Source organism: Microbispora sp. CA-102843, assembly GCF_050936215.1.
Classification (GTDB): domain Bacteria; phylum Actinomycetota; class Actinomycetes; order Streptosporangiales; family Streptosporangiaceae; genus Microbispora.
In genome coordinates this window covers 4,739,100-4,754,779 of sequence record NZ_JBNJNF010000001.1, presented here as the reverse complement: position 1 = coordinate 4,754,779, position 15,680 = coordinate 4,739,100, and the positions used below count along the sequence as shown (strand labels likewise).

At 71.1% G+C, this 15,680-nt stretch carries 16 protein-coding genes; 5 read left to right on the top strand and 11 right to left on the bottom strand.

Annotated features, from left to right (window positions below):
• Positions 1–3 precede the first annotated feature (3 nt).
• The 4 genes from ACQEVJ_RS22005 to ACQEVJ_RS21990 form a co-directional block, all read right to left on the bottom strand.
• Positions 4–876, bottom strand: a complete 873-nt coding sequence (locus ACQEVJ_RS22005) for a helix-turn-helix domain-containing protein (protein ID WP_433103862.1) — start codon at positions 874–876, stop codon at positions 4–6.
• A 127-nt stretch (positions 877–1,003) separates the two neighbouring features.
• Entirely contained in the window at positions 1,004–2,776 is a 1,773-nt protein-coding gene (locus tag ACQEVJ_RS22000; RefSeq protein ID WP_433103860.1) for an ABC transporter ATP-binding protein, read from the bottom strand.
• Positions 2,773–4,608 carry an ABC transporter ATP-binding protein gene (locus tag ACQEVJ_RS21995; RefSeq protein WP_433103858.1) on the bottom strand — a complete coding sequence of 612 codons (1,836 nt, stop codon included), beginning with the start codon at positions 4,606–4,608 and terminating at the stop codon, positions 2,773–2,775. Before ACQEVJ_RS21995 ends, ACQEVJ_RS22000 begins: the two co-directional genes overlap by 4 nt.
• On the bottom strand, positions 4,605–4,847 hold the full coding sequence (locus ACQEVJ_RS21990; protein WP_433103856.1) for a hypothetical protein: 243 nt from the start codon (positions 4,845–4,847) through the stop codon (positions 4,605–4,607). Before ACQEVJ_RS21990 ends, ACQEVJ_RS21995 begins: the two co-directional genes overlap by 4 nt.
• Positions 4,848–5,106: 259 nt before the next feature.
• On the opposite strand from ACQEVJ_RS21990, the gene ACQEVJ_RS21985 reads away from it, so the two are divergent.
• Positions 5,107–5,514 (top strand): VOC family protein, encoded by a 408-nt coding sequence (locus ACQEVJ_RS21985; protein ID WP_433103854.1) that lies wholly within the window; start codon positions 5,107–5,109, stop codon positions 5,512–5,514.
• Between the two features lie 29 nt (positions 5,515–5,543).
• Here the strand turns inward: ACQEVJ_RS21985 and ACQEVJ_RS21980 are convergent, their stop codons facing one another.
• Positions 5,544–7,217: an ATP-binding cassette domain-containing protein gene (locus ACQEVJ_RS21980; protein WP_433103852.1), complete on the bottom strand. Its 1,674-nt coding sequence runs from the start codon at positions 7,215–7,217 to the stop codon at positions 5,544–5,546.
• A gap of 106 nt (positions 7,218–7,323) precedes the next feature.
• On the opposite strand from ACQEVJ_RS21980, the gene ACQEVJ_RS21975 reads away from it, so the two are divergent.
• Positions 7,324–8,052 (top strand): TetR/AcrR family transcriptional regulator, encoded by a 729-nt coding sequence (locus ACQEVJ_RS21975; protein WP_433103850.1) that lies wholly within the window; start codon positions 7,324–7,326, stop codon positions 8,050–8,052.
• Positions 8,053–8,152: 100 nt separating this feature from the next.
• Here the strand turns inward: ACQEVJ_RS21975 and ACQEVJ_RS21970 are convergent, their stop codons facing one another.
• From ACQEVJ_RS21970 to ACQEVJ_RS21960, 3 genes are read right to left on the bottom strand one after another with little or no spacing between them, the layout of a single operon-like run.
• On the bottom strand, positions 8,153–8,953 hold the full coding sequence (locus tag ACQEVJ_RS21970; RefSeq protein WP_433103848.1) for an ABC transporter permease: 801 nt from the start codon (positions 8,951–8,953) through the stop codon (positions 8,153–8,155).
• Positions 8,953–9,744 (bottom strand): ABC transporter permease, encoded by a 792-nt coding sequence (locus tag ACQEVJ_RS21965; protein ID WP_433103846.1) that lies wholly within the window; start codon positions 9,742–9,744, stop codon positions 8,953–8,955. The genes ACQEVJ_RS21970 and ACQEVJ_RS21965 overlap by 1 nt, the downstream gene beginning before the upstream one ends.
• Before the next feature lies 1 nt (position 9,745).
• Positions 9,746–10,681, bottom strand: coding sequence for an ABC transporter ATP-binding protein (locus tag ACQEVJ_RS21960; protein ID WP_433103844.1), 936 nt, complete (start codon positions 10,679–10,681; stop codon positions 9,746–9,748).
• A 162-nt stretch (positions 10,682–10,843) separates the two neighbouring features.
• On the opposite strand from ACQEVJ_RS21960, the gene ACQEVJ_RS21955 reads away from it, so the two are divergent.
• Positions 10,844–11,293 (top strand): universal stress protein, encoded by a 450-nt coding sequence (locus tag ACQEVJ_RS21955; protein WP_433103842.1) that lies wholly within the window; start codon positions 10,844–10,846, stop codon positions 11,291–11,293.
• A gap of 70 nt (positions 11,294–11,363) precedes the next feature.
• Here the strand turns inward: ACQEVJ_RS21955 and ACQEVJ_RS21950 are convergent, their stop codons facing one another.
• The gene (locus ACQEVJ_RS21950; protein ID WP_433103840.1) at positions 11,364–12,128 is read right to left on the bottom strand and encodes an ATP-binding protein; all 765 of its coding nucleotides are present in this window, start codon (positions 12,126–12,128) and stop codon (positions 11,364–11,366) included.
• Positions 12,129–12,328: 200 nt separating this feature from the next.
• Here ACQEVJ_RS21950 and ACQEVJ_RS21945 point away from each other — a divergent pair, with 200 nt between their 5' ends.
• Positions 12,329–12,724 (top strand): DUF3224 domain-containing protein, encoded by a 396-nt coding sequence (locus ACQEVJ_RS21945; protein ID WP_433103838.1) that lies wholly within the window; start codon positions 12,329–12,331, stop codon positions 12,722–12,724.
• Positions 12,725–12,752: 28 nt separating this feature from the next.
• Positions 12,753–13,724, top strand: a complete 972-nt coding sequence (locus ACQEVJ_RS21940) for a diacylglycerol/lipid kinase family protein (protein ID WP_433103836.1) — start codon at positions 12,753–12,755, stop codon at positions 13,722–13,724.
• A gap of 87 nt (positions 13,725–13,811) precedes the next feature.
• Here ACQEVJ_RS21940 and ACQEVJ_RS21935 read toward each other — a convergent pair whose 3' ends face one another.
• A complete protein-coding gene (locus ACQEVJ_RS21935) occupies positions 13,812–15,152 on the bottom strand; it encodes an FAD-binding oxidoreductase (protein ID WP_433103834.1) in 1,341 nt (446 codons plus the stop codon).
• A 25-nt stretch (positions 15,153–15,177) separates the two neighbouring features.
• Entirely contained in the window at positions 15,178–15,663 is a 486-nt protein-coding gene (locus ACQEVJ_RS21930; protein ID WP_433103832.1) for a carboxymuconolactone decarboxylase family protein, read from the bottom strand.
• Positions 15,664–15,680: the final 17 nt, after the last annotated feature.

Sequence of the window (15,680 nt, the reverse complement as noted above, 5' to 3'; positions counted from 1 at the left end):
CGGTCAGCGGGTCAGCGCGCCGAGGGTCACGCCGGTCAGCGACCTCACCTCACGGGACAGGTGGGCCTGGTCGGCGTACCCGGCCTCGGCGGCCACCGTGGCGAACGGCGCGCCCCCGCGGGCCAGGTCCACCGCGCGGTTCATCCGCAGGATGCGGGCGAGCGTCCGCGGCCCGTACCCGAACGCGTCCAGGCACCGGCGGTGCAGCCGCCGCTCGCCGATCCCCGCGTCGGCGGCGATGCGCGCGACCGGCAGGCCCGCGCGCACGCCCTTCACGACGGCGCCGACGAGAGAGGAGTCGGCGCGGCGGGGCGCCGCGTCCAGCCGGCGCGCCGCCGTCTCCTCCAGCACCGCGCCCAGAGAAGGGCCCGAATCTGCGGCCTCGCCCGCCCGCTCCGTCAGCCGCCGCGCCTCGGCGCCCGGCCACAGGTCGGCCAGCGGCACCCGCCGGTCGCGCAGCTCGTGCGCCGGGACCCCGAAGACCAGCGGGCCGGTGCCCGGGCCGAAGCGCAGCCCCACATAGCGGGCGCCGGGCCGGTCGGACACCACGTGCGCGGCGGTGTCCGGCCCCGCCACCAGCAGCGCGCCGTCCGCCCAGATCACGTCCATGCACCCGTCCGGCAGCACGCGCCGCTCGGCGGTTCCCGAGCCGGGGGAGGCGCTCCACCACAGCACCGCGTCCGGCACACGCGACGCCCTCTCCCCGTACATGCCCGGCATTATCCCGCGCGCATGGCGATCAGCGGGGGTCGCCCGCCCGCAGTCGCGCGCGTAGCACAACATGTCGATCGCGTCCCCCGCGTAGGAGGGCGCCGCCTCGCCTGGCACGCCGCGCTCGCCCGGGCCGCCGTGGGAGGCGTTCGCGCCCGCGTACACGCCGATCGTGCTCGCGACGACGACGCGGCCGGCGCCTCACTTGCTGGACGCAGACTGGCGACGAGGTCTTCGCGCCGGTACGACCCTCCAACCGAGCGCGTTACATACAAAACCTGTGACTACGCGCTCAGACGAAGTACCGGGCCTGCAGGCGGAACAACTCGGCGTAAAGTCCGTCTGCCTCACTCAGCGTGTCGTGAGTGCCGACCTCGACGACCCTGCCGCCGTCCAGAACCACGATGAGATCAGCCGCCCGGGCGGTGGTGAAGCGGTGCGTGACGAGGATTGTCACGCCGCCCTCCAGGCGGCTCAGGTCGGCGTACCGCTGGAACAGCCACTCCTCGGCCCGTGCGTCGAGGCTGGCGGAGGGCTCGTCCAGGACCCGCAGCAGCGGCGCCTGCCGCATCGCCGCCCGGGCGTTGGCCACCGCCTGCCACTGGCCCCCCGACAGCCCCTTGCCGTCCCACGATTTTCGCCCGAGCCGGGTCTCCAGGCCCTCGGGCAGCGAAGCGAGCAGCTTGTCGCCGCCGGCCGTCCGCAGCGCCCCGAGGATCCGCTCCGGGTCGTCGCGATGCTCGAGCCAGCCCAGCCCGATCGTGTCCTTCAGGGACATCTCGATGTGTACCGGGTCCTGGAAGGCCGCCGTGATCCGGGTGCGCCAGTCCTCCGGCGCGAACTGCGCGAGATCGGTCCCGTCCACCAGGATGCGCCCCGCGCTCGGCCGGTAGAGACCGCTGAGCATCTTGACGAACGTCGACTTCCCCGCGCCGTTCTCGCCCACCAGGGCCACCACGGCGCCGGCCGGGAGCTCGAGGTTGATGTCGTTCAGTGAAGGCTGATCGCGGTTCCAGTACTGGAAGCTGAGACCCTCTACCTTGATGCTGCCGTCCAGCCGGGCCGGCACCGTCACCGGCGTGGCCGGCACGACGGCCGCCCGCTCCACGGCGCCGTCCTCCACCACGTCGAGGAACGCCCGGGTTGCCCGAAGCGACTCCAGCGTCCAGAAGGTCAAGGTCAACAAGCTCTGCACCTGCCCGGTGATCTGGCTGGTGACGGCGATGGCCGCGACGATGAGGCCCAGCGAGGCGTCGCCGGCCAGGCCGGCCCGCACCATCAGGACGATGGCGGTCGCGTACGCCAGCACGAAGAACAGCCAAGCCAGCGCGACCGGCACCCGGGCCCGTCGATCAGTCCGGGCGATGTCCTGGCCTCCGGAGTCCCACTCCTCGCGGTGCCTGCGCCGCAGCTCGCTCGCCAGTCCGAAGAGGCGGGTCTCGCGACCGGGTGCGGCCGTGGTGGCGAGCGTGAACAGATGACCGGCCAGCCGGGTCCGAGGCGTGGCGCGCTGCACGGCCTGACCGCGCTTCTTGTCTGCCGCCTGGGTGGCCAGCACCGCGGGGACGGCGAAGAGCGGCAGCACGGCGAGGATGGGAACGACCGAGGCCATCAGGACGGCCGAGGCGATCAGGGCCAGCGCGGCGCCGGCCAGCCACAGCAGCCGGTCGAAGGCCGGCCCGATGTCGCCCCGCGCACCACGGACCACCGCCGCCTTGTCGGAGCGGCTCGAACGCTCGTGGATCTCCAGCGTCGGCGTCGTGCCGACCACGTCGAGGAACCGGCGCTCGACTTCGTTCTGAATCTCCTCCTGCAGGCGAAGGCGGGTGAAATAGCCGGCGATGAAGGTGCCCTGGGTGAGCATCACGAAGATCGCCACACACAGCACGAGTGTCACCACGCCGCTGGTCGAATGCCGGCTCGCCGCCTCGCTGAACAGTCCGAGCAGCACGGCGAGGCCGACCCCGGTGGCCTGTTCGAGAATCGCCACTGCCACCACGAGCAGGGACCGGACCCGGTCGATGCGGGGTCCGATCGTGAGGACGAAGCGCGGGGCGCTGATCAAGACGGTGCCTCCTCGAAACGCTTCGCCTGCAGGCGGAACAGCTCGGCGTACCGGCCGTCGGCAGTGATCAGCTCCTCATGCGTGCCGTCCTCGATGATCTGGCCGTGATCGAGCACGACCACCCGCTCCGCCTTGCGCACGGTCGCGAACCGATGCGAGATCGCGATGGTGGTGGCGCCCGCGGTGAGCTCGTGGAACGTGTCGTAGAGCTGAGCCTCGGCGCGGGCGTCAAGGCTCGCGGCCGGCTCGTCCATGATCAGCAGCCGTGCGCCGTGCCGCCGGCCGAACAGTGCCCGGGCGATGGCGATGCGCTGCCACTCGCCGCCCGACGCGTCGATCCCGCCGGTGAAGCCACTGGACATCACCGTGTCCCAGCCGTTCGGGAGTCCCTCGATGAACTTCAGGAGCCCGGCCTGGCGCGCCACGGCGCGCAGGCCCTCCTCGTCGTCCGCATGGGCCAGGGAACCGAAGGCGATGTTGTCCCGCACGGTCAGCTCATAACGGCCGAAGTCCTGGAAGACGGCGACCACCTGACGCTGCCAGCTCCGGCGGTTGGCGTCCTCGATGGGGGTCGCACCGACGCGCACGGAACCCCCGCTCGGAGCGTCCAGGCCGGCGACGAGCCGGGCCAGCGTCGTCTTGCCGGCCCCGTTGAGACCGACGACGGCGAGCGACTGACCCGCGGGAATGGCGAGGTCGATGCCGTGGAGCACCTCGTCGGAGGCGCCGCCGTAGCGGAAGCGCAGGTCCTCGCAGGAGATGGTCGCGACCGGCGCCGGCCAGGGATCGGTGTCCGGCCCGACCGGCGTCGCCACGACCGGAAAAGCGAACGCCTCGGCGGCCGCCTTCGAGCCGAAGCCGATGCGGAGGTCGTCCTCGTCCGCCCGGAGCACCTGGAGGAGCGCCCGGACGGCAAGGCCACCGAGCGCCAGATCACCCACCGTCGAACCTCCGGTCGCCGCCCGGTACCCCAGGTAGTAGAAAACCGAGGCGACCGTGACGCCGGTGACCACGACCACAGTGACGACGAACAAGCGATGCTCACGCCGCCGTTGCCAGACCTCCGTCATGTTCGCGCGCCACTCCGACTGGTAGACATCGCGGAAGAAGGCCGCGAGGCCGAAGAGACGGACTTCCCGAGCCGCACCCGGCGTGGTCGGCACGTCCCGCAAGTAGGACGTACGGCGGAGCTTCGTCGTCTGACTCACGGTCTCGATGACGGCGATCCGGTAGTTCCGTACCAGCCGGGAGTGGATCACGACGAAGACGGCGAACACGATGAGCCCCAGCCCCCAGGTGACCCGGGTAAGCAAAGCCGCGGAGCCGATGCTGGTCACCCACAGCGAGGCCTTGGTGGAGAAGCCGAAGATCGCTTCACCGGGCGGCATGTCGATGGTCCCGTTGCCCCGGGCCCGCTCGAGCCGGCCGAGGTAGGCCGGATCCTCGAGGTGGCCGATGGTCACCGGCTCGGAGGCGGCCATCATCACGCGCTCGCCGAGCCTGCCGGTGACCCGGCGGCCGAGTGCCCGGCCCAGAGCCGTCCGCGCGGACTCGGTGATATGAGTGAGGAAGAACAGCACGACGATGAGGACGACCCAGCGATAGCACTCCCGCGCCGCCGGGGTGCCCAGCCCTTGGCCGATCGCCGAGGTGAGCCCGTCCACCAGCTCACCGATCCCAACGGTGATGCCGACCGGGGCCGCACCGGCGAGGACGGCCAAGACCGCGGTCAGGGTGGTCAAGGCCGGTGCCACGGAGAAGGCATATCCGACCAGGGCGGGTATCACCCACCGCGTCGCCGGGGGCGGCAGCCGACGCGTGTCCGCGGTCACGCCTGCTCCTCGTCGAGGCTACGGGAGATCGTGCCCCGGACCTCGGCGCCTGACATCTTTCCTCCTGGTCGACCGCTCCACTCATGGCCGGTCTCGGGGGACTCCCGGCCGACGAGCGACAACAACGCTGTCGCCGGCACCGCGCGCTCCTCGAATTTCTCGTCCAGATCGGGCTGTGACAGCTCCCGCACCGAACTCGATCCGGCCCGGCGAGGCGACGAGCGTCCGAATGGTGACACTGGTGTCCACCTCACAGCAATGCATTTAAATAGGCCGATCCGCCGGAAAGGAGGTGACCCATGTCCATCCGGGCTGAGCGGCTGTGGTCGCGTACTCCTGGCGGAGCCTGCGTATGAGCACCTTGCCGGTGACGCCAACCGGGACCGATTTCACGTCCGCCGCCTGGACGTCGGCCAGCGGCGGCTTGCCCAGCTGCACCGCCACGCCCAGAACGTCGCGCCCCGTCCGGAACCGGCGCACGAACGCCTCGTCCGCGCATTGATCGCCACCAAACGGACGGCACGCTACGGGCCGGACCAGACCTTGATCAATTCTTCAGCGCGGACAATGAGCATTCGCCTGGGTGGCGTGGTCATCGACGCCAACGACCTCGACGGCCTCGCCGGGTTCTGGAGCCGGCTGCTGGAGCGGGGCATCACCCGTCGTGAGGACGACTGGATCAGTCTCGGTCCCGACCTGGCCCTGCAGCGGGTCCCCGAACCCAAAACCGCGAAGAACCGGATCCACCTGGATCTGGTCACCGACGACTTCGCCGGCGCGGTCGCCCGCGCCGCCGCGCTCGGAGACCCCGGTAGGGGAGATGCACGAGAATCTCTGGCAGGTCTGGCGGGATCCCGAGGGCAACGAGTTCTGCGTCTGCGTGTCCTGAGCGGCCCGCGGGAATGATCAGGCCCCGGCCCGTGGTGTCCACGGTGTCAGCGGCCGCGCCTGACCCGGGCCTCGTCCCACACCGGCTCGCTGCTCTCGTACACGGTCCCGTCGGCGCCGAAGACGAGGAAGCGGTCGAAGTCGGCGGCGAACCAGCGGTCGTGCGTGACGGCCAGGACCGTGCCGGAGAAGGACGCCAGCCCCTGCTGCAGGGCCTCGGCACTGGCCAGGTCGAGGTTGTCGGTGGGTTCGTCGAGCAGCAGCAGGGTCGCACCGGACAGTTCCAGCAGCAGGATCTGCAACCGCGCCTGCTGCCCGCCGGACAGGGTCTCGAACCGCTGACCGGCGGCCGGCGCGAGCTCATAACGGGCCAGCGCGGCCATGGCGTCGTTCAGCGTGAGCGCATACCCGGACGTCACCAGCTCGGCAGGGGTGCGTCCGTGCAGCTCGGGCCGAGCATGGGTCTGCACGAAGTGGCCGGGTGCCACCCGCGCGCCCAGCCGTGCGGAACCGCTGTGGCGCACCGCGGGAACGGCGCCCGAGGAGATCGTGCCTGAGGAGACCGTGCTTGAGGGAACCGCTGCGTCCGCGGCCTCGGCCAGCAGCCGCAGGAAGTGCGACTTGCCCGAGCCGTTCGACCCGAGGACGCCCACGCGCTCGCCGTACCAGATCTCCACGTCGAACGGCCGCATCAGCCCGGTGAGCTCCAGGCCCTCGCAGACGACGGCACGTCTGCCGGTGCGGCCGCCGCGCAACCGGATCCGCACGTTCTGCCGCCTGGGCGCGCGCTCGGGCGGGCCCGCCTCCTCGAACCGCTCCAGTCGCGTGCGGGCGGCCCGGTAGGCGGACGACAGCGCGTCGTTGTTGGCTGCCGTCTGCCTGAGGGTCTGCACGAGGCGCCTGAGCTTGGCGTGCTCCTCGTCCCAGCGGCGACGCCGCTCCTCCAGCCGGTCGATGCGGTCGCGGCGGCCCTGGGCGTAGGTGGCGAACCCCCCGCCGTGCACCCACACGCCGCGCGACTCCACCGTGACGATCCGGTCCGCGGCCTCGGCCAGCAACCGCCGGTCGTGGGAGACCAGCAGCACGGTCTTGGACGTGGCGCGTAGCCGCCCTTCCAGCCATTGCTTGGCGGGCACGTCCAGGTAGTTGTCCGGCTCGTCCAGCAGCAGCACCTGGTCCGGGCCGCGCAGCAGCGCCTCCAGCACGACGCGCTTCTGCTCTCCGCCCGACAGCGTGCCCACCGGCCGTCGCCGGACCGCGTCGTAGGGCAGGCCCAGCGCCGCCGTCGCGCAGGTGTCCCACACCACCTCCATGTCGTAGCCCCCGGCGTCGGCGTAGTCGCCGATCGCCTGCGCGTAGGCCAGCTGCGCCGCCTCGTCGTCACCCGGCGCCAGCGCCGACTCCGCCCGCCGCAGGGCCGCCGCGGCGGCCCTGACCCGCTCCGGAGCCACGGACAGCAGCAGGTCGTGCAGGGTCCTGTCGTCGCGGACGCCACCGATGAACTGCCGCATCACCCCCAGCCCGCCCGAGTGGCTCACCCGGCCGTCGTCCGGGCGCAGGTCTCCGGCGATCAGCCGCAGCAGAGTGGTCTTGCCCGCGCCGTTCGGCCCCACCAGCCCGGCCTTGACCCCCTCGCCGACGCGGAACGACACCTCGTGCAGGAGCAGCCGCCCGTCCGGCAGCACGTAGGTGAGCCGGTCCACCTCCACATGTCCCGCCACCGTCGTTCCCCTCCGCCGCCCGGACCGACGTTCCAGTGACCGGATCAATGATCCGGTGCCCGATCACCATACTAGACTCGCCTCCGGGCGAGGAGGAGGAGCGAAAGTGGCGGGGAAAGGCTCGGGAACGGCCGGGGACGTGTGGCTGCGGCCGCCCGCGCGGGCGGCGCGCGACGCGCCCCCGCTCAGCCGGGACCGGATCGTGGAGGAGGCCGTCGCCCTCCTGGACGAGGAGGGCGCCGACCGGCTGACCATGCGCCGGCTCGCCGAGCGCCTCGGCACCGGTTCGACCACGTTGTACTGGCACCTGAAGACCAAGGACGACGTCCTCGACCTCGCCCTCGACGCGATCTTCGCGGCGGTCGAGATCCCCGGGGACGACGGCCGCGACTGGCGCGCCGCCATCGCCGCCCTGATCAGCGGGTGGCGCGCCGTTCTCCTCGACCACCCCTGGTCGGCGGCGCTGCTGGGCCGCCCCATGCTCGGCCCCAACGTGCTCGCCCGCAGCGAGTTCCTGTACGCCACCCTCGTGAAGGCCGGGGTCGTCGAACCCCATCTGACCGCCGCGGCGTACGGGCTGTCCAACTACGTCATCGGATCCGCGCTCATGCAGGCGACCTGGACGGCCCGGGGCGACCAGGCCGCCGGACAGGCCGCCCGTGAGCGGTTCCGCGCCAACTGCGAGCGGTATCCCGTCCTCGCCGCCCATGGCCCCCTGGTCGCGGAGGCAGACTGGGACGCCAGTTTCGCCATCGGCCTCGACTGGCTCCTGGACGGCATCCAGACCGGGACGGCCGCCGCCGGCGAGGCGCCCACGCGGTCCGGGCAGGAGTAGCCGAGGCGCGGATCCGGCGCAGCGCCTCCGCGTCGGCGGCCGCTTTCCCCGAATCCTTTGAGGCCGCAATCAGGGGTTCGGAGGGAACCGGGCGGGTGGGTCAGTCGCACAGGACCCGGGTCAGGCGCCGGGAGGCGAACCAGACCCCCGCCCCGGCCAGCACAACCAGGTAGGCCGCGTGCCCCAGCAGCCCCCACCCCAGCACTCCCGTGCACAGGCCGCGCACCAGTTCCACCGCGTGATAGAGCGGCGTGAGCTGGATCAGCACCTCGACACCGACCGGGTAGTCCTGCACGGGGGAGAACGTCCCGGAGAACAGGAACAACGCGAACTGCCCGGTGCCCATCAGGTCGAAGTCCTGCCAGCCCCGCATCAGCGTGCTGACGGCCAGCCCCAGCCCGCCGAAGGCCAGCCCCACCAGCACGGTCGCCGGAAACGCGGCCAGCGCCCAGCCCGGCTCCGCCAGCCCCATCGCCACCATCACGACCAGGAAGATCGCGGTGTAGAGCGAACCCCGGACGATCGACCACACCAGCTCGCCCACCGCGATCTCGATGGGCCGCACCGGCGTCGCCAGCACCGCCTCGAACGTCTTCATGTACTTCAACTTGAAGAAGAAGTTGAACGTCGTCTCGGCCAGCGCCCCCGACATCGCCGACACCGCCAGCATCGCGGGCGCGACGAACGACGCGTACGACATGGTCCGCCCGTCCACCGTCAGATCACCGATCAGCGCGCCGACGCCGACACCGATCGACAGCAGATACAGCAGCGGCTCGAAGAAGCCCGACAGCAGGACGATCCAGTACGACGGCCCGGAGCGCAGCGCCCCCACGTTGCGGCCGATGACCGCGCCCACCCGGGCGGGGGAGACCCGGGACGCCACCAGTGTCGTCACCATCAGTCCTCCAGCTTCCGGCGGAACGCCCGCACCGCCAGGAAAAGACCCGCCGCCGCCCACGCCAGCAGATATCCGGCATGCACCGGAACCGGCCAGGCCGGCGCTGTGCTGAGCGTCGCCGCCCGGCACAGCTCCACCGCATGCCACAGCGGCGAGGCGTACGCCAGCGGGCGCAACACCGCCGTGAGCTGCTCGACCGGGAAGAACACCCCCGCGAACAACGTCGAAGGGATCACCACGAACCGGAACAGCAACGAGAAATAACTGTCGTGGTCGATCGTGGCGGCGAACGCCATCACCGGCGCCGCCACCGACACCGTCAGCAACGCGCACACCAGCGGGGTGACCAGCGCCCACGGCGAATGCAGCCCGCCGAAGAACACCACCACGACCAGGAAGGCCATCACCGCGATCATCACCCGGAAGACCAGGTAGAGCAGATGACCCCGGACCATGTCCGCAGGCCCCACCGGCGTGGCCCGCATCGCGTGATAGGCCCGGACCCACTTGAAGTCACCCAGCACCGAATAGGTCGACTCGCCCACCGCGATCTGGAAGGCCGTCGACGCGAGCACGCCCGGCACGATCCACGACAGGTAATCGACCCCCTGAACCCTGCCGACGTAACCCCCCACACCGATGCCGATGCTCAGCAGGAACAGCACCGGCAGCACGAACGAGGAGAACACCGACGCCTGCCACAACCGCCGGTAGAGGGTCAGGTGCCGCTCCAGCACCGCGATCGTCGGATGAACCGACCGCGCCGGAGCCGTCCCGGTCCGCAGCGCCATCTCAGTCCACCAACGTCCGGCCCGTCAGGTGGAGGAACACATCCTCCAGCGTCGACCGCCGCACCAGCACGCTCGACGGCTCCAACCCACGCCGCTGGATCTCACCCAGCGCGGCGTCGCCGTCGTCCACGTAGACCAGCACCCGGTCGGGGAGCGGATCGATCCGCTTGCCCACCCCCGCCAGCGCCGCCGCGTACCGCGACCCCGCCTCGGGCATGCCGGGGAAACGCAACTCGACCACCTCGGCCGTCGAGTAGGTCTCGATCAGCGACCTCGGCGACCCCTCCGCCACGATCCTGCCGCCGTCCATCACGACCAGCCGGTCGCACAACTGCTCGGCCTCGTCCATGTAGTGCGTCGTCAGCACCAGCGTGGTGCCCCGCTGCTTGAGCCGGAACAGCCGCTCCCACAACAGATGACGGGCCTGCGGGTCCAGCCCCGTCGTCGGCTCGTCGAGCAGCACGAGATCGGGCTCGTTCACCATCGCCCGCGCGATCGTCAGCCGCCGCTTCATGCCACCCGACAGCGGCTCCACCTTCCCGTCGGCTCGGTCGCGGAGCTGCACGAACTCCAGCAGCTCGTCGGCCCGCCTGCGGCTCTCCGCCCGCGACAGCCCGAAATAACGGGCGTACGTCACCAGGTTCTCCCGCACCGTCAGGTCGGGATCGAGGTTGTCGAGCTGAGGACACACCCCCAGACGCGCGCGGATCCTCGGCCCGTCGTGCACCGCGTCCATGCCCAGGATCCGCAGTTCCCCGGCGGTCGGCGTGGACACACACCCGATCATCCGCATGGTCGAGGACTTGCCGGCCCCGTTGGGCCCGAGGAAACCGAACGCCTCTCCCGGCGCCACGTCAAGGTCGATCCCGTCGACGGCGGTGAACTCCCCGAAGCGTTTGACCAGGCCACGCGCGTAGATCAGAGGTTGATCAGCCACGATTCGAGACCCTAACCAACGGCCCCGACATTTCCGCAACAGGTTATCCGCGCCCCAGGACCGGGCCCCGCCCCGCCTCCCCGGCGACCCGGCGAAGACCGTCAGACCGCCACCCGGTCCGGGTGGATCCGGACGCCCCCCGGTGGCCTTACGCTGACTTGCGTGAACACGTTCGAGCTGGGCACCGACGGCCCGCGGGTGATCCTCGTCGGCATCGACGGCTCGGAGACCTCCCTGCGCGCCGCCGCGTACGCCTGGGGGCTCGCCCGCCGCCAGGGCTCGCACGTCGTCCTCGTCTACGTCACCAATCCCGGAACGATCAGCACGATGATGCCGGCCGCGTCGGCCTCGGTGATCGAGGCGGGGGAGCAGGTCGCCGCGGACTTACGCGCACAACTGGAGCATTTCGCCCAGGCCGCCCACTCGCGTGTCGACTACACCTTCCGCACCGAGTACGGCGACGCCGCCGGCGTCCTCGCCAAGATCGCCGACGAGATCAGGGCGGACGCGGTCGTGGTGGGAGCCTCCACGCAGGCCGGTCACCGCTTCATCGGCTCGGTCGCGCTCCGCCTGGTCCGCGCCGGCCGCTGGCCGGTCACGGTCGTCCCCTGACCCACCGCTGACCCACCGCTGTCCTACGGCGCATCCGCAACCGCGCGTCCCCGGGACCGGGCGGGCCGGCTCAGATGCGGTCCGGGCCGGACACGTCCAGCGCCCGCAGGCCCTCAAGCACCCGCAGCAACGTCGCCTCGTCCGGGCCGTCCGCCCGCGCGCCCACCGGATGCCGCCGCACCCGCCGCGGCAGCGTCCCAGAAGACACCCCCGCAGAGGCTCCCGCAGGGGCGTTCGCGGTCACCGGCTCCCGCGGACCCGGAACCGACGCCCCCGACCACCCGCGCGGCCCGGAATCGGCGGCCGGAGCACCCGCCGCCTCCGGCGGACGCGACCCCTCCACCGGCGAGATGCCCAGCTCACACCACACGATCTTGCCCCGATCCGGCGCCGAATAGTGGCCCCAGCGCCGGGCCAGGCTGGCGACCAGCACGAGCCCCCGGCCGCTCTCGCCCAGCTCGCCCCCGGTGTCGCCCCCCAGGCCGTCGTCAGCCTCGCCGCACGGCACGGGCTCACGGTCGCTGATGTCCCACACCTCGATGAACAGGCTGCGCCGCCCCGGCGCCACCCGGACCCGCAACGCCACCGTACGCAGGGCCACCGGGAACATCGACGAGGCCACCGGCGGGCTGACCACGGCGGCCGTCGCCCGCACCGCGTTCGTCACCAGCTCGGAGACGACCAGTTCCGCCGTATCGGCCAGATGCGCGAGCTCCCACCCCCGCAACTGGCACCGCACGAAGGCGCGCGCCCGGCGCGGGGCGGTCGCGGCCGACCCGAACACCTTGTACGCGGTCCTGCGGCCCTCCTGCGAAGGGAAGGGAGAGATCAGCATCGCGCTGGACGGGTCTGGACGGACCGGCCGGCGAGGACCGGGACGGCCGGTCGGGGAAAACCCATGCCTCCGATCATCTGTCATGAACGGCTGCAAAGTTGCCGGCTTCGCGGCATTCGCCGAACTTTCTCCTTCCCCTCACCCACCAGACACCGCCGTACCTGACAGAAGATGACAGCAACGCGCGGCACGCTGGACCCATGAACGGACACGCCACCGGCACCTTCGACATCACCGGCTGGAACGAACTGGCCACCGAGGAGAAGGAAGGCGCCACCTTCGGCCGCAACCACATCACCAAGACCTTCCACGGCGACCTCGTCGGCACCAGCACCACCGAGATCCTCACCGTCGTCACCCCCGAAGGCCCCGCCGCCTACGTCGGCGTCGAACACTTCGACGGCACCCTCCACGGCCGCAAGGGCACCTTCGCACTCCAGCACAGCGCGGCCAGCCACAACGGCGAACAGTGGATGACGTGGCAGATCGTCCCCACCAGCGGCACCGGCGAACTGGCCGGCCTCACCGGGGAGGGCACCATCCGCGCGGCGGCCGGGCACCACTATCTCCTCGACTACACGCTGCCCGACGCCTAACCGGCCGCCATCCGGGTAGCCGCCGTGCATGGTGAAATCCGCTGATCGGCGCTCCACGGACGAGGCCGCCGCCCCGGTAGAGCCCGCCGCCGCGCCTGCCACCCCCCGGACCCCGGCACCCCGCGTCGCCGTCATCGCGCACCGCAAGAAGACCGTCGGCGGCGGCCTCGACGAGCTTCGCAAGCTCATCACCGGCTACGACGTCGACGACCTGCTCTGGTATGAGGTCCCCAAGAGCAAGAAGGCCCCCAAGAAGGTCCGCCAGGCCCTCAAGGACGGCGCCGAGCTGTTCTTCCTGTGGGGCGGCGACGGCACCGTGCAACGCTGCGTCGACGCCCTCGCCGGCAGCGACGCCACCGTCGCCGTCGTTCCCGCCGGGACCGCCAACCTCCTCGCCCGCAACCTCGGCATCCCCGAAGACCTTCCCGAGGCCGTACGGATCGGCTTCGAGGGCCGCCGCGCCAGACTCGACCTCGGCAAGATCAACGGTGAGCACTTCGCGGTCATGGCGGGCGTCGGCTTCGACGCCGAGATGATCGCCGACGCCGACCGCGGCCTCAAGGACCGCCTCGGCCGCTTCGCCTACATCTGGACCGGCCTGCGCCACGTCGGCGGCGCCGTGACCTCCATGAAAATCAAGATCGACGACAACGACTGGTTCGAGGGCGACGCCAGCTGCGTCCTCGTCGGCAACGTCGGCACCGTCACCGGCGGCATCGACGTCTTCGAAGACGCCCGCTACGACGACGGCTGGCTCGAAGTCGGCGTCTCCACCGCCGAAGGCCCCATCCAATGGGCCCGCACCCTCGGCCGCATGAGCGCCGGCAACGCCGAGAAATCCCCCTTCGTCCGCATCACCCGCGCCAGGAAGGTATCGGTCAAACTCCGCACCCCCATGGCGTACGAACTGGACGGGGGAGCCCGCGACCAGGTCAAGCGCATCACGGTCAAAGTCGTGCCCCAGGCCATCACCGTCTGCCTGCCCGACACCCCCGCCTGACCACGGAAGTCCCGGCATCCAACGCTCCGCGCCCGGTTCAGGGACGTCATCCGAACCGGGCGGGCGCCTCCGACGGCTTCGCGCGCCCTACCGAGGCCTGATGTTGTGGTTGCGGGCGAACAGATTGCCGGGGTCGTACTGACGCTTGACCGCCGCGAGCCGCTCGTAGGTCCGCGCCGGATAGATCGCGGCGACATCCTCTTCGGTGGCAGAAGCGAGGAAGTTGGCGTAGGCGCCGTCGACGTGAGGTTCGAGCCTCGTCCAGATCGCTTCCAGAACGGGCCCAGCCGCCTGGATGACCGGCTCCGGCCCCACGACGGTGGTCACGAACATCAACTCCGCCTGGCGATGCGCGTAGGCGGTGGTGTCGTGGGGGACTCGGGACACCGCGCCGCCGACGCTGCGAACGGAGATGAACGGCGCCTGCTCCGCCGCCCCGGTCTCGGCGAGGATCCGAAGGACCTCGGGCACCGACTCCCTGCCGGCGAACGCGCTCCGGGTGACCAGGTGAATGCCCGGCGGCAGGGTGGCGCCGTCCACGAGCGTGTCGGCATAGGGTCTCAGCGCGACATCGTCCTCGATCACCGTGCCGAGCCGGCGGATCGGGTCGATGGCCTGGGCCGCGAGCTCCGGGTCATCGCCGTCGAAGGCGACGTGGATCTCGACCGGCGCTTGGGGGCCGCCGGACAGGGGATTGGCGAGGTTCGCGATGGAGGTGAGTTCTTCCGGGGCGGCGCGGAGGTGGTCCGCCCAACCCCGGAGCACGGCGGCCGCCTCCGGCGCCGGGAAGGCGATCCTGCCGAAGAAGACGTCCGTCGTCGGGTGAGCCGCGAACTCGAAGGCGGTCACAATCCCGAAGTTGCCGCCGCCACCGCGAATGGCCCAGAACAGCTCGGCGTTCTCCTCCGCGCCGGCCCGCACGACCTCTCCGTCGGCGGTGACCACCTCCGCGGCGACCATATTGTCCAACGCGAGGCCGTGCTTCCTGACCTTCCAGCCGATGCCGCCGGACAACGTCAGCCCGCCGACACCGACGCTCTTGGTGTCGCCTGAGGAGATCGCCAGTCCATGCGGGGCCAGGGCGGCCGCGACCCGGCCCCAGGTGGCGCCGCCGCCGATCCTCACAAGGTGACGTTCCTTGTCCACGATCTCGACGTCCGCGAGCCTGCCGAGGTCGATCACCACGCCGTCGTCGTTGGTGCCGAAGCCCGCGAAGCCGTGGCCGCCGCCTCGCACCGACAGCACAAGCCCCGCACCGGCAGCGAATCTGACACCTGCCTGCACATCCCCGACGCTCTTGGGCCGTAGGACATAGGCGGGACTGCCCGAGGCCAACACCGAGCGACTGGCCGAGGCGTACTCCGCCGCTCCCGGTTCGACGATGTCGCCGCCGAAGTCACGGCGAAGGGTTTCAAGCGCTGAGTTCATGACGTTCCTTCCGCTTGGCAACCGGTCAGTTCGCCATGCCGGCGAACATGCCGGGCTCGTAGGAGCCTCCCGGGTTACGCACGATCACGTTGAGCCGGTTGTACGCGTTGATCATGGCGATCAGGGAGACCAGGGCGACGATCTGGTCGTCGTCGTAGTGCTCGCGCACCTGGGCCCAGGTCTCGTCGGACACGCCGTGGTGGGCGTCGGCGAGCCGGGTGCCCTCCTCGGTGAGCGCCAGCGCGGCCCGCTCGGCCTCGGCGAACACGGTGGACTCGCGCCAGGCGGCGACCAGGTGGAGCCGGACCGCGCTCTCCCCGGCGGCCGCGGCGTCCTTCGTGTGGTAGTCGATGCAGAAACCGCAGCCGTTGATCTGGCTGGCCCGCAGCATCACCAGGTCCTGGGTGGCCTGGGGCAGAGGCGACTGCTGGATCGCCAGGGCGACGTTGTAGATCCGCTTGGCGATCTTGGCGCCGAGCTCGTTGGCCATCAGGTCGATACGGGGTTCCATGACGTGGTCCTCACTCG